Annotated in this window: 12 protein-coding genes; 9 read left to right on the forward strand and 3 right to left on the reverse strand. The window is 62.9% G+C overall.

The features are described from left to right. Nucleotides 1–3 precede the first annotated feature (3 nt). On the reverse strand, nt 4–573 hold the full coding sequence (locus tag JN756_RS15315) for a GNAT family N-acetyltransferase (protein ID WP_236255115.1): 570 nt from the start codon (nt 571–573) through the stop codon (nt 4–6). Nucleotides 574–771: 198 nt separating this feature from the next. Between JN756_RS15315 and mgtA the strand changes: the two genes are divergently transcribed. Beyond that, a complete protein-coding gene (gene mgtA, locus JN756_RS15320; protein ID WP_201022235.1) occupies nt 772–4,353 on the forward strand; it encodes a magnesium-translocating P-type ATPase in 3,582 nt (1,193 codons plus the stop codon). 14 nt (nt 4,354–4,367) lie between these two features. Here mgtA and JN756_RS15325 read toward each other — a convergent pair whose 3' ends face one another. Beyond that, a complete protein-coding gene (locus JN756_RS15325; protein ID WP_017845773.1) occupies nt 4,368–4,865 on the reverse strand; it encodes a BCAM0308 family protein in 498 nt (165 codons plus the stop codon). A gap of 253 nt (nt 4,866–5,118) precedes the next feature. On the opposite strand from JN756_RS15325, the gene groL reads away from it, so the two are divergent. The 6 genes from groL to JN756_RS15355 all read left to right on the forward strand — a co-directional run bounded on the left by groL (nt 5,119) and on the right by JN756_RS15355 (nt 10,183). Then, nucleotides 5,119–6,738, forward strand: coding sequence for a chaperonin GroEL (groL, locus tag JN756_RS15330; RefSeq protein ID WP_201022236.1), 1,620 nt, complete (start codon nt 5,119–5,121; stop codon nt 6,736–6,738). 54 nt (nt 6,739–6,792) lie between these two features. After that, nucleotides 6,793–7,353: a nitroreductase family protein gene (locus tag JN756_RS15335; protein ID WP_201022237.1), complete on the forward strand. Its 561-nt coding sequence runs from the start codon at nt 6,793–6,795 to the stop codon at nt 7,351–7,353. A gap of 126 nt (nt 7,354–7,479) precedes the next feature. Next, nucleotides 7,480–8,091, forward strand: a complete 612-nt coding sequence (locus tag JN756_RS15340; protein WP_046383394.1) for a Spy/CpxP family protein refolding chaperone — start codon at nt 7,480–7,482, stop codon at nt 8,089–8,091. Between the two features lie 30 nt (nt 8,092–8,121). Next, complete coding sequence (locus JN756_RS15345) at nt 8,122–8,517, forward strand: hypothetical protein (RefSeq protein ID WP_026139877.1); 396 nt, start codon at nt 8,122–8,124, stop codon at nt 8,515–8,517. Nucleotides 8,518–8,564: 47 nt separating this feature from the next. Next, nucleotides 8,565–9,449: a universal stress protein gene (locus JN756_RS15350; RefSeq protein ID WP_108524072.1), complete on the forward strand. Its 885-nt coding sequence runs from the start codon at nt 8,565–8,567 to the stop codon at nt 9,447–9,449. 44 nt (nt 9,450–9,493) lie between these two features. Continuing rightward, the gene (locus JN756_RS15355; protein ID WP_201022238.1) at nt 9,494–10,183 is read left to right on the forward strand and encodes a phosphoribosyltransferase; all 690 of its coding nucleotides are present in this window, start codon (nt 9,494–9,496) and stop codon (nt 10,181–10,183) included. 21 nt (nt 10,184–10,204) lie between these two features. Here JN756_RS15355 and JN756_RS15360 read toward each other — a convergent pair whose 3' ends face one another. Beyond that, the gene (locus tag JN756_RS15360; RefSeq protein WP_046383397.1) at nt 10,205–11,551 is read right to left on the reverse strand and encodes an erythromycin esterase family protein; all 1,347 of its coding nucleotides are present in this window, start codon (nt 11,549–11,551) and stop codon (nt 10,205–10,207) included. A gap of 275 nt (nt 11,552–11,826) precedes the next feature. On the opposite strand from JN756_RS15360, the gene JN756_RS15365 reads away from it, so the two are divergent. Together JN756_RS15365 and polX are read left to right on the forward strand one after the other, a co-directional pair. Continuing rightward, nucleotides 11,827–12,360: a c-type cytochrome gene (locus JN756_RS15365; RefSeq protein WP_167379485.1), complete on the forward strand. Its 534-nt coding sequence runs from the start codon at nt 11,827–11,829 to the stop codon at nt 12,358–12,360. Further along, entirely contained in the window at nt 12,357–14,144 is a 1,788-nt protein-coding gene (gene polX / locus JN756_RS15370) for a DNA polymerase/3'-5' exonuclease PolX (RefSeq protein WP_201022239.1), read from the forward strand. Before JN756_RS15365 ends, polX begins: the two co-directional genes overlap by 4 nt. Nucleotides 14,145–14,186 lie beyond the last annotated feature (42 nt).

Here is a 14,186-nt window from a genome sequence, read left to right on the forward strand (position 1 = left end):
CGTCTACAGTTCCAGCTCGTGAACGATGCGATCAAAATCCCGGCCCAGATAGGCCGAGGTAAAACCCAATTGCTTGTACAAGCCATGAATCGGGTAATCGGTCGACAGGTCCGTCGAGCACATTTTGTGAAACCCCTCACGCTTGGCGGCATCGATCAGATGCCCCAGCAATAAACGGCCCAGGCCCCTGCGCAGCCACGGGTCGGCGACGGCGACCGCGCAATCGCACTGTTCGTCCTGATCGGTGGCGCGCCGATAGCGGCTGACACCGATTACCTGCAACTCGCCGTCATGGTGGATCAAGGCCAGGTAGCCGCGGCTGATCTGCGCCGACTCGCTCAGCAGTGTATCGATTGCGCTCGCATCGACATGGGTCACCGCGCCCAAAAACCGGAACCGCAGCGACAGCGGCGACAACCGCTGAAAAAAATGCAGCAGGCCCAGGTGATCGTGCGTCGACAACGGACGGATAAGCACATGCGTTCCGTCGTGCAGTTTTTCCAGCCAATGCTCGGCGGGCGAGGTTTTATCCATCTCGGCAATCAGAGCAGCGGTGTGTTGATTAGCTAGCATTGGGGGGCTCCAGCGCACAGTGGGGTCGAAGAACGGCCCTGTTCACACTGAGGGGGATGCGCGGCAGGCGTATTGATCAAGGTCAGAAAGCGTGATGCGGACTAACAGACCGTCCAGGGGCAGGTTGACCTGGATCAAACGGCCCCGCCCAGACCGCGCCAGAATCGGACTCTCTGCTGATTCGCTCAGGGGCACGGCATGCCTGTCAAACCGCCCACTGCTGGTTTCATCGATCCGGCTGTACCTGAAGAGGAACAGCATTACAGCCGTTCCGCGCTGTGGCTGACGTGGCTGCTCGGCGCCGCGATGTTTGCGACAGTGGTCGGCGTGGCGCTGCAATTCACCGATGTCGAATCCTTCACACACTTGCTGACCCAGGCAGAGCCGCTGTGGCTGGTCGGCGCCCTGGCGTTGCAAGTCCTGACGTATATGGCGCAAGGGCAGGTCTTTCGGGTGGTGCTCAGGGCCGGGGCGCAGCCGCTTTCACTCTGGGAGGCGGGCAAACTCAGCGTGATGAAGCTGTTTGTCGATCAGGCCCTGCCGTCCTCCGGCATCAGCGGCGCCTTTGCGGTCGTGGCCTCCTTCGTCCGCCTCGGGTTCGCAAAACCGCTGGTGCTGGCGAGCCTGGTGCTGGATTTGTCCGGGTATTTCCTGGCCTATGCGGTGTCGGTCGGCGTGGCGTTACCGGTGGTGATCTTCCAGGGCCACGCCACGCCTGCGGTGGTGACGGCATGCCTGGTGTTCGTTGCCGTCAGCCTGTTGCTGGCAGTGGTCACGCCAAGGCTGGCCGGCAATCGGCGCCTGGTCGCGCATTTGCCGGGGCGCCATTTTCCGATTGTCGCCAGAATCGCGTCATTGCTCACCGGGGCCGACAAGCAACTGGTGCGCAGCCAAGGGTTACTCTGGCGCATTACCTTGCTGGAATTGGTGATCATTGTGCTCGACAGCGCCACATTGTGGGTGCTGGTGCGCGCGCTGGGTGTGTCCGCGCCGCCGTTGGGGCTGTTTGCCGGTTTTATGCTGGCCAGCGTGCTGCGCAGTATCGGCATTGTGCCGGGCGGGCTCGGCGCCTTTGAAGCGGCGGCGGTGGTCACGCTGCATTGGGTGGGGGTGAACATTGCGGTGGCGCTTTCCGCCACGTTGTTATTCCGCGGGCTGACGTTCTGGTTGCCGATGCTGCCCGGCCTCTGGTTGGCCCATCGTGAATGGCGATCCAACGTCAAGCCGCCCGCCCGCGTGGCAACCGGCGATTATTGGAGCCCGCCAGTCAGCCAGGTGTTCAGCAGCCTGCACAGCACGCCGCAGGGCTTGAGCGAGGCCGACGCCAACGCGCGGGTGCGCAGCGCACCGGCCACGCCCAAGGACCGACCGCGCGGCCTGGCCCGGTTGGTGCTGGAGCAAATGCGGACGCCCTTGGTGCTGATCCTGATCGTGGGCGCGCTGGTCGCCGTGGTGGTGGGGGACTGGCTAGATGCGGCGATTGTCGGCTGCATCGTGCTGATCAGCGCGGTTCTCAGCGCATGGTATGAAAATCGCGCCAGTACGGCGGTGGAGCAACTGCGCAGCAAGATCGCGCTGCGCGCCACGGTGCGGCGCGACGGCAAGGCCGTGGACATCGCCGCCAGCGAGGTGGTGCCGGGGGATATCCTGATACTCAGCGCCGGCAGCCTGATCGCGGCCGACGGTCGGATCCTGCAGGCGCTCGATTGCTTCATCGGTGAAGGCCTGCTGACCGGCGAAACCTTCCCGGTGGAAAAATTGCCGGGCGACTGCGCCGCCGATGCCACGCTCGGGCAGCGGCATAATTGCGTGTTCATGGGCACCTCGGTGCGCAGCGGCACCGCCGAGGTGCTGGTCACGCGCTACGCCTCGGACAGTGAGATCGGGCGCATCGCCAAGACCCTGACGCTGCGCCCGCCCGAGACGGAGTTCGAGCGCGGCCTGCGTCGCTTCGGCAGCTTGCTGTTGCGGGTGATGCTGGTGATCACGATCGTGGTGTTCGGCATCAATATCCTGCTGCATCGTCCCGCGCTCGACACCCTGTTGTTTGCCATCGCGTTGTCCATCGGGCTGTCGCCGGAACTGTTGCCGGCGATCCTGAGCATCACGCTGGCCAAAGGCGCGCAACGCATGGCCGCCAAAGGGGTCATCGTGCGGCACCTCAATGCGATTGAAAACCTCGGGGCGATGGACATCCTGTGTACCGACAAGACCGGTACGCTGACCCGCGGCGTCGTCGTGCTGGACGGCGCCATGGATCTGGCGGGCAATGCCGATGCCACGATCCTGCAACTGGCGGTGTTCAACTCCAGCCTGCAGACCGGCATGCGCAACGCCATGGACGATGCGATCACCCTGGCCGGCAAAACCCTGGCGCCATGCCCCGGCGCGAGCAAGCTCGATGAAGTGCCGTATGACTTCGTGCGCAAGCGCCTGAGCGTGGTGGTCGCGAATGCGCCTGAGGCCGCCCGGCTGATGGTGACCAAGGGGGCGCTGGACAATGTGCTTGAGGTTTGCACACAGGTGCGCCGCGGCGAACAGTTGCTGGCGCTGAGCGACACCGAGCGGGCCGCCATCGCGCAGCGTTTCGCCGACTGGAGCGAGCAGGGCTTCAGGGTTTTGGGCCTGGCCACGCGGGTCTTGCCGGACCAGCCGCACTACGGCCGGGATGAAGAAAAGGCCATGACCTTCCGCGGTTTTCTGTTGTTCTTCGACCCGCCGGAGCCGGGGGTGAAAGACACCCTCGCCAACCTTGAGCGCCTGGGTGTGCAAGTCAAGATCATCAGTGGCGACAGCCATCTGGTCGCCCGCCATGTCGGCATGGCCGTGGGTCTGCCCGTAGAGCGCATCATCACCGGCGCCGAGCTGGCGGCCATGAAAGACGAAGCATTGATGCACCTGGCGCCACTGACGACGCTCTTTGCCGAGGTCGACCCCAACCAGAAAGAACGCATCATCCGCGCCCTGCAGAAGACCGGGCACGTTGTCGGCTATATGGGCGATGGCATCAACGATGCCCCGGCGCTGCAAGTCGCCGATATCGGGATCTCGGTGGATAACGCCGCCGACGTGGCCAAGCAGGCCGCCGACTTCGTGTTGCTGGAGCACAACCTCGATGTGTTGCGCGAAGGCATCGAAGAGGGCCGGCATACCTTTGCCAATACCTTGAAGTACATTTCCATCGTCTCCAGCGCCAATTTCGGCAACATGATCAGCATGGCCCTGGCTTCGTTGGTATTGCCGTTCCTGCCGATGCTGGCCAAGCAGATACTGCTCAACAACTTCCTGTCCGATATTCCCTCCATGGGGATCGCCAGCGACAACGTCGACCGCGAATGGGAAAACACCCCGCACCGCTGGAATATCAGGGAAATCCGCAACTTCATGGTGGTGTTCGGGCTGGTCAGTTCGCTGTTCGATGTGCTCACGTTCGCGGCCCTGTACCTGCTGGCGGAAAAGGGCCCGGAAGTGTTTCGCAGCGGCTGGTTCGTCGAATCGCTGCTGACCCAACTGCTGACAATCTTCATCGTGCGAACCTACCGCCCGTTCTACCAAAGCCGCCCGGCCACACTGCTGTTGCTCAGCGCCGCGGCCATCGGCCTGCTGGCCGTCGGGCTACCTTACAGCCCGATCGCGTCCTGGTTCGGCCTGGTGCCCTTGCCACTGCCGATCCTGCTGACAGTGCTGGCAATCAGCCTGGCCTACATGGGCGCGGCGGAATGGGTCAAGCGGCTCTTTTACCGTCGCCAGCGGTTGAGCCGCGCTCGCGCTGCGCCGTAGCGGGGCGTGAGGGGTTACTCGTTACGTGCCCACGTGACGTTCACGCCGTACTGACTATCGCCGTAGCGGTACTGCGCCTTGCCTTTGAATGCGCCTTCCAGTGCATGCGCCAGGCGATTGGCCAGATGAATGCCGGTGGTGGTCACCATCAGGTCGTCCGCCACCTCCGTCACGCGCATGATGCGCTCCAGCGCATGCTCGGCCATTTCGGTTTTTTCGGTGTTTTCGATCAGGTGGATGATTTCATCATGGTGCTTTTGCAAGAAGCCGCCCGATAGCATCAGGGTGCCGGCCGGCATGTTGTCCGCGATGCGGCGGCAGGCCGGGCAGGTGACGGTTTGCGCGTCATGCACCACCGCGTTTTCAGGTCGGTTCCAGGTCCAGTTCCCGGCCTGATACACCGCGTCGCACTGCGGGCACACCGCCGAACCTTCAACCCGCGGCAAGCAATAGGGATCATGGGGCGGCGTTTTGAACAGCTTGTTTTTCTGACTCTGCTGATACTTGTCCATGGTGTTTCTCCTGACGCATCGAGAGGGGCAAACCCGCGTGTTGACGATCGGGTGGATTTCACAGGTTGATTTGGACGCTGTTTCCGCCCGAGCGGGTTGACTTTTGTCAACTCGCAGAGCGCCCGGCGACCGCCGGTGTAAGCGTTGCGGCGGGCGTCGGCAAGGGGTGTGGGTTTGTTGATAAAAGTCAACCTCGCCGCAGGCACTTCAGAGAAGCATGCAAGTTCCGTCGACGTGAGAGGAGAGCACCCTGATGGCTCACAGTAAAATCGTGTTTCGCGCGGCTGCCCGCGAGAAGATCCTCAGCGGCGCCACCCAATTGGCGGACGCGGTGCGCGTGACGCTGGGGCCGAAGTCCAAGTCGGTGTTGATGCAGAACAAGTGGGGCAACCCGACGGTCTGCAATGACGGCGTCACGATTGCCAAACGCATTGACCTGCAGGACCCCGAGGAGAACCTCGGCGCGCAAATGCTGCGCCAGGCCGCGGAACGCACGGGTGACGCGGTCGGCGACGGGACCAGCACGTCAACGGTGCTGGCCCATGCTATCCTGGCCGATGGCATCCGCAACGTGGTCGCGGGGGCCAGCGCGATCGATCTCAAGCGCGGCCTGGATCGGGGCCTGCAGCTGGTCGTCGAGTCGCTGGCGGCGCAGTCCCGTCCCGTCAGCACGCCCAAGGAAAAAGCCCAGGTGGCGACGCTGTCGGCGCATAACGACGCGGTCATCGGTCAACTGGTGGCCGACGCGCTGGAGAAGGTCGGCGTTGAAGGCGTGGTCAGCGTCGAAGAGTCCAAGACCACCGAAACGGTGGTCGAGGTCATGGAGGGCATGCGTTTTGACCGGGGTTATGTCTCACCTTATTTCGTCACCGACACCGAGAAAATGCAGGTCGAACTCGACGATGCCTGCCTGCTGCTCTGTGACCACAAGATCGGCGCACTCAAAGACTTGCTGCCGTTGTTGGAACAGGTCGCCAAAAACGGTCAGCCCCTGGTGTTGATCGCAGATGACATCGAAGGCGAAGCGTTGACCACGCTGGTGGTCAACCACATCCGCGGCGTGCTCAAGGCCGTGGCGATCAAGGCCCCGGGCTTTGGCGACCGGCGCAAGGACATGCTGCAGGACATGGCCGTATTGACCGGCGCCACGGTGGTCTCCAACGAACTGGGGATCAGCCTCGAACAGGTCGACCTGCAGCAGTTGGGACGGGCCCATCGGGTGGTGGTGTCGAAGGACAGCACTTCGCTGATCGGCGGCGCCGGTACACGCGCAGCGATCGACGCACGCCTGCAGCAGATCCGCGGGCAAATGGCGGCTACCACCAGCGATTACGACCGTGAAAAGCTGCAGGAGCGGCTGGCCAGGCTGTCCGGCGGCGTCGCGGTGATCCGGGTCGGCGCGCCGTCCGAAGCCGAAATGAAAGCGCGCAAGGACGCCCTGGATGACGCGATCTCGGCGACCCGCGCGGCGATCACCGAAGGGATTGTCCCCGGCGGCGGCCTCGCGCTGCTCAAAGCGGTGCCGCTGATCGCCGCCGAGGAAGCCCGGCAGGAGGGCGATGTCCGCACCGGCCTGCAGATACTGCGTCGGGCATTGGAAGCACCGGCGCGGCGCATTGCGGAAAACTCGGCGGTGGACGCCGGCGTGGTCGTTGCGCGCATGCTGGCGGAGCCGGGCAACATTGGCTTTGATGCGTCCGCCAATACCTATGTCGACATGTACGAAGCCGGCATCATCGATCCGACCAAAGTCGTGCGTATTGCCCTGGAAAATGCAGTTTCCGTGGCCAGTATCCTGCTGCTGACCGAAGCGACCATTACCGATATCCCAGAAAAAGAACCGCCAGCCCAACCGTCGTTCCCTGAAGGTTGAGCGCCTGCTCGCGCCTTGCTTCGATTTGAATCGCCCTGATGGAGGCATGCACCCATGAACGTAACCAAGGCAATCGCCGGCCGGCGCTCGACACGTGACTACACGCCAGAACCGCTCGATGAAAAACTCATTTGTCGCTTGATCGATGCCGCCGCCCAGGCGCCCAGCGCGATGAACCAACAACCGTGGACGTTCACGGTGATCCGCGACCAGGCGCTGCTGGAGCGGGTTTCCCGCGAAGCCAGGGCCTGGATGCTCGCCACCACGCCCGCCGGAACGCACTCCAGCCACTTCCAAGCGTTGCTCAGCGAGGACAGTTTTCAGATTTTCTACCACGCGCCGGTCCTGGTGCTGATCTCGGGCAACGGGCCCAATCAGTGGATTGTCGAAGACTGTGCCTTGGCGGCCGAGAACCTGATGCTCGCGGCGTATGCCGAGGGGCTCGGGACGTGCTGGATCGGTTTCGCCCAGGGCTTTCTGAATACGCCGCAGGGTAAGCAGGCGCTCGGCCTGCCCGCCGAGTGGATGCCCGTGGCACCGATTATCGTGGGGCACCCGAAGTCTGTGCCCGCGCCCATCGTGCATAAGACCCCAGAGATCCATTGGATAGGCTGATGCCCCAGGCAGGGCTACCGTTGATCCAGCGGTTGACCGGTGTCTCGGTTTTCTGACGTGGATCAGATCGCCCGCCAGGCCGGCTCCTATGCTCGGATTGAACCCACGACGTTGAGATGAGCTGAAATGAACAAGCCACGCTTGCTTGGCCAGTGCTTGCTGATCGCGGCAAGTGTTCTACTGTTACCGTCCACCGGCGCGTTTGCCAACCCCGCGATGCCAGGGTTAGGGCTAGGGCCAGGGCAGGGCGGTATGTTCCGTCACGCCTCGAATTTCGATTGGGTCAAGCATACGCAGCAGACCCTGGAAGAACTCAAGGGCAAGCTCAGCCTCAAGCCGGAGCAAATGCCCGCCTGGGAAACCTGGGCCGCAGGCGTCATCGCAGACGCCAATCAGCAAGTGGAAAACGACAACCCAGCCGCTACTGACAAGGCAAGTGCCAGACAAGCGCTGAAGGACGAAACAACACCGCAGAGAATGGCCAAAGGCATAGAGCGCCTGCGCACGCAAACCAGCTGGATGCAGGCGCAACTGGTCCGTCTGGACGCGGCTCAGGCACGCACCCAAACCTTCTACGATGCCCTCGATGCCCAGCAAAAAACCATCTTCGATCTGTTCTGGACGGTGATGCATCACCGCATCGCCGATCAGGACGGTTGGCGAATGCCCATGCACATGCCCATGCACATGGCATGGCCGCAAGGGTGCGGCGGGCTCAACCCGACCAGCCAACCGTAATGCTATTCGCGAGCCTCCTGGGTAAACATCATGAACAGTGACTCAGTAAAACAGTGCGTGCTGACAGGGTTCATCCTGCTGGCTGCCGCCGTTGCATTGCCGGCGCATGCCGGGCCGCATGGCGGTGGGCATGGGGGCGGGCCGGGCTGGTGGGGGTTTGGTCTCGGCCTGGGACTGGGTTGGGAAGCCGCGCGTATCGCCACGCCGTATTACTACCCGACGTATCCGGTTTATTACTATCCCGCCCCGACGTACTACTACCCGGCCAGCCCGCCGACGGTGGTGGTCGAGCCTCAGCCCGTCACGGCCGCGCCATCGGCCTGGTACTACTGCGATTCCGCCAAAGGCTATTACCCGAGCGTACGCCAGTGTCCTGAGGGATGGCGCATGGTTCCCGCGACGCCGCCGCCTGGCCCCATCCGTTAAGACCCCGGACGCGTGGGCTGTTTTTCATTCCTCCCTGGAGCCAGATCATGAGCCAATACCAGTGTTTGTTACTGATCATCAATCCCGCCCTGCGTGACTCCCCGGCAATCGGCCATGCTGCCGCCCTGGCCAAGGCCAGCGGCGCGAGCCTGCATATTGTCGCGCTGGCAACACCGTTGGACATCTTGTTGCTACTGGCCGAGAACGTGCGTGAAAAGGCCCGGGCCAGCTACCTCGAGGACCACCGCGACTGGCTGAACGCCCAAACCAAGAACCTCCACGCCCTGGGGCTCAACGTGACCGCCCAGGTGACCTGGGCCACCAACCTCAAGCAAGACATCCTGGATTACGTCACCGAGACGCAGCCCGATCTGTTGATCAAACAGGTTCAGCAAGAGTCCGCGTTCAAGCGTGCGTTCTTCACCCCGCTGGACTGGCAACTGCTGCGCGAGTGTCCGATTCCGGTCTATCTGGTCGGCGGTGGTGGGCATGCCTTGCCGCGCATCGTCGTGGCAGCGGTTGACGTGTCGAATGTTCAACCGGCCAACAGCGCGTTGAACCAGCGCATCATTGAGCAGGCCACCAGCCTGGCGCTGCAATGCGATGCCGAGCTGCACCTGCTGTATGCCTGCGATATGTCGACGATCTACATGGCTGACATGGGCGGTATGGCCCTGTCCAATCTCAGTAAGGACCTGGCGAGCAAGGAGGAAAAAACCTTCCTCGAACTGGCGCGAGACTATGGCGTGCCTTCCGATCGTCATCACTTCGTTTTGGGCAATCCGGTTGCGGTGTTGAGTCAATTCGCCAAGGAACACCAGGTGGATGTGATCGTGATGGGCCGGGTCCAGTATCACGGCATCGAGAAGCTGCTGGGCAGTACCACCGAACACATTCTCTATCAGGTGCCTTGCGGCGTACTGGCGGTCTAGCGCGGCAAAGGCGGTGTGCAATGAAACGACAGATGAGGTGACCCATGAGTTATAGCCCTTCGCTGCAAACGCTCTGGCAGGATCGGTCGGTGGCCGGCCAAAGCCTGGTGGAGCCGTTGCTCAGATACGCCCGCCGCCCCGACGTGATCATCCTGGCCTTGCCGCGTGGCGGCGTCCCGGTGGCGTATGAGGTGGCCACGGCCCTGCAGGTGCGCCTGGATCTGATGGTGGTACGCAAGCTCGGCATGCCGTCCCAGCCCGAATTCGCCATGGGCGCCATCGCCAGTGGCGGTATCCATATCCGCAATGAAGAGGTGCTGCGGGCTCATTCGATTGATCAAGACAGTTATGACGCGGTGGTCGCCCGCGAAACTCGCGAGTTATCGCGCCGTGAGCAGGTTTACCGGGGCACACGGGCGCCGCTGCAGTTGAAGGATCAGGTGGTCATCCTGATCGATGACGGCCTGGCCACAGGGGCTTCGATGCTCGCCGCGATCCAGGCGGTGCAGGTGCAGGCCCCGGCGCGGATCGTCGTGGCGGTGCCGGTCGCGCCGCTGGATACGGTGGAAACCCTGCGCTGCATCGTCAATGAAGTGATCTGCCCGCTGATTCCTGAGCGGATGATGTCCATCGGTTACTGGTACTCGAACTTCCCCCAGACCACCGATGCAGAGGTCATTGAGTTATTGCAGCGGGCCTGGCAACGCGAATCGACTGAAGCGCACCCGCTGTAGATGCGTCGCGCCAGGTGAGCCTTACACACCGAACGGAAAGGTTTCGTCTTCCGCTTCCAGCTCCTCGTTTTTGGGCAGTGCCAGGGCCTTTACCGCCTGCGTCTGCTCGAACCAGAGCATGGCGTCGAACTGTTCGGCCAGTACCGCTTCGAAGTAGTGGCTGTCGCGTTCGGTTGTGGGCCGGTAAATCACGCCAATCGCGCGTTCCAGCAGGGTGGCGGACAACACCGTGCGCAGCTCGGCGCGCTGCGGGTCGCGCCAGTCGGTCAGCGAGGCCGGCACGCCGGCTTCGAGGAACTGATGCTCCCAACTGTCGGGACGGGAAGGCCGCACCGCCTTGATGAGCATCTCGGCGTCCCAATCGTCGGCCGCCGCCACGTGGCCACGGTCGGTGCTCATGCCGATCAGCACGGCGTCGCGCCCATAGGCACTGCGGCACAGCTGGCCGATGTTGAACTGGCCCTTCCAGCCCATCTCCGTGGCCGCGGCATTGCCGATATGCGAGTTGTGCGCCCAGACCACCGCTTTGGCCTGCGGGCCCCGGTGCTCCAGCAGGGCGCGCAGGGTGTCGAACATGTGGCGGTCACGCAGGTTCCACGACGCGGTCGAGCCGCGATAGACGGCGCGGTAGTACTGTTCCGCCGCACGCACCACGCGGGCGTTTTGCGTGGCGTTGAAAAAACTTTCGTCATCCTGGATGAGCCCGGCCAATTGCTTGGCCAGCATCACGTTGAGTTGTTCGACCACCTGCGGTTCACAGGGCATCAGGCCATTGCGTTCGACGAAATGACCGTACAAGGCCGGGTCATCCTGCCAGGGCGTCAGGCAGCCGTAGCGCCGCCGTGCTTCCTGGGCCAGTTGCGGGTCAACGCTGTCCAGATAGTGCAGCACCTCATGGATCGAGTTGCGCATGCTGTAAACGTCGAGGCCACGGAACTCCACGCGGTCTTCACTGGCGCGTTGATGGTTGTAGCGGTGCAGCCAGTGGGCAAAGGCTTTGACCTCGGCGTTGCGCCACATCCAGGTGGGGAAGCGGCTGAAGATATGGCGTTTCCAGGCCGACGGGGCCAGCCCTCGGACGTATTTGTCGACATGCCCTGCATCGGGCCAGTCGGCCTCAACGGCGACGATGGAGAAGCCATGCCGCTCAATCAAGCGTTGCGTGATGGCGGCCCGGGCGCGATAGAAATCGCTGGTGCCGTGGCTGGCTTCGCCGATCAGCACCACCCGCGCATCCGCGTAGCGATCGAACATTTCGCCGAACGCTGCAGAATCGAACGCCGGCAGAGGCTCGGCAAATTGGCGCAGGACCGCGGCGATGGCGGCTCTATCGACCTGCCGAGACGCGCCATAGTGTTTATCCAGCATGCGTTGGGCGGGTGTGCTCACGGCCGTCGTCCCGTTCAGTGTTTATCTATTCCTACACCCTGACTCAGGTGAATCATTGAGTTTTGTCAATAAAGCCTGCACGGCCTTGAGCCAAGGTGGCTGAACCCGTTACGCGCCGGCTACCGACGCTGCTCATGGAGGCTTGTGATATGAGGTGCTCTATCAATCGATCACACCTGACGCTTGCCCTCTGTGTGGTGGCCCTTGTGGGCTGTACCGACACCCGCGACCGGGCATCGCAAAAAACCGCATCCATGCCCGCGCTGGCCTTGGTAAACGACGTGTGTTCGCTGTGCCACGGGCTGACGGGGGAGTCGGTATCGCCGTTGTTTCCCAAATTGGCCGGCCAGCAAAAAGACTACCTGAAGCAGCAGTTGACGGATTTCAAAAACCATACGCGCATGGATAAAGCCTCGACTCAATACATGTGGGGCTTTACCCATTTGACCGAATCGCAGATCACTGAACTGGCGGACTACTATTCAAAACAGCCGGCCATGCAGGCTGAAGCCGAAACGCCTGACGCGCGGGGCGAATTGATCTTTCGCCACGGCGTGCCGGAATCCGGCATCGCTCAGTGCAGCGCCTGTCATGGCGCCGAGGGCCGGGGCCATGGCCAGACCCCACGCGTGGCAGGCCAGCATGCCGCCTACATGGTTCGCCAGATCCAGGTGTTTCAACAGGCCGACCTGCGTGAGCGCGGTGACCTGACGAGCCAGATTGCGCACACACTGTCGGACGCCGATGCCGAGGCGGTCGCGCATTACATGGCCAGGCTGGGGCCATGAAGCTCACGGCCGTACCGCAGGCGCCGAGCGCGCCGGCGTCGACGGTCAAGCGCTCGCGGGCGGTGAGTAATGAGGACATTGCCGCGGTGTTTGACGATATCGCCGACCTGCTCGAAATCGATGACGCCAACCCGTTTCGCATCCGCGCTTATCGGGTTGCGGCGCGCACGCTGAGGGCGCTGACGGTCGAGTTGGCGCCGCTCATCGCACGTGGGGAAACCTTGCCGAAACTGCCGGGTATCGGCGTCGATCTGACGGCCAAGATCAGTGAAATCGTCAGCACCGGTGATTGTGCGCTACGGCAACGCCTGCGCTCGACATTGCCGCCTGGGCTGGTTGAACTGCTGTCCATCGCCGGCCTCGGCCCCAAACGCATCAAACACCTGTATCACGGCCTGGGAATCGAAACCGCGCAGCAACTGTGCGAGGCCGCCGAGCAGGGCCACATCCGCCACGTGCCCGGTTTTGGCGAAAGGCTCGAGGCGCGCTTATTGAGCGCCGCGCAGAAGGGGCTCGGAAAGGATCGCCGGTTGCCGCTGGGCGTTGTCGAGCCCGTGGCGCTGCAGTTGATCGAGTATCTGCATCAACTGCCCGGGGTCGAGGACGCGAGGTTGGCCGGCAGTCTGCGGCGCATGCGCGATACCGTGGGCGACATCGACATCCTGGTGGCGGCAGCGCCCGCAGTGGCGGTCACGGCGCACCTGATCAAGCACCCGGAGGTGTCCACCGTATTGGTCAAAGGCCGCACGCGGGCCAGTGTCGTAATGGACTCCGGCCTGCAAGTCGACGTGCGGGTGGTCAAGCCCGCGGACTGGGGCGCCGCGCTGGTGTATTTCACTGGCAGCAAGGCGCACAACATTGCGATTCGCAAGCAGGCGCGGGAACAGGGCCTGAAGCTCAACGAGTATGGCGTGTTCAAGGGCCAGGAACGCCTGGCGGGTGCCACGGAGGTCTCGGTTTATCAGGCCCTGGGGTTGCCGTGGATCACGCCGGAGCTGCGCGAAGATCGCGGTGAGGTCGCGGCGGCACTCAGCGGGCGTTTGCCCAGGCTGGTGGAAGTGAGTGATCTCAAGGGTGACTTGCACGCGCACACTTGCGACGCGGATGGCGCCAATACCCTGGAACAGATGGCACTGGCCGCGCAGCAAGCCGGGTTGGAATACCTGGCGATCACCGATCATTTCCTGGACAGCGAGCGGCTGCTGAAGCAGATCGACCAGATCGATGCGCTCAACGCCCGCCTGCGCGGCATCACCTTGCTCAAGGGGGTTGAAGTCGAGATTCTGGAAGATGGCAGCCTGGGGCTGCCAGACGCTGTTCTCGCTCGCCTGGACCTTGTGGTGGGCGCGGTCCACACGCATTTCAACCTGACGCTGCGGCAACAGACGCAACGCCTGCTCAGGGCCATGGATCATCGCTATTTCACGCTACTGGCGCACCCGCTGTGTCGCCTGATCAATCAGCGCGCGCCGTTGAACATGGACCTGTCGGCCGTCATCAGGGCCGCTTCTGCACGCGGCTGCTGCCTGGAACTCAACGCGCAACCCCAGCGCATGGACCTGTTCGACCTTCAATGCCAATACGCCAAAGACCAACACGTGCTGATCAGCATCAATTCGGATGCCCAGCGCACCGCGGATTTTGCGTACTTGCGCTACGGCGTCGCGCTAGCCCGGCGTGCCTGGCTGGAAAAGGGCGATGTACTCAATACCCGTTCGCTGAGCGCGCTGAAGTCGTTGTTGGCTGCTACGGCAGGCGGGCGTGCGCAAGGCGCCGGGAACTGACGGTTCGGTCTGATTCTTGGTCGAAAGTTGACAAAAATCAGA

The sequence above is a fragment of the Pseudomonas sp. Y39-6 genome (assembly GCF_023651955.1).
Taxonomy (GTDB): Bacteria; Pseudomonadota; Gammaproteobacteria; order Pseudomonadales; family Pseudomonadaceae; genus Aquipseudomonas; species Aquipseudomonas veronii.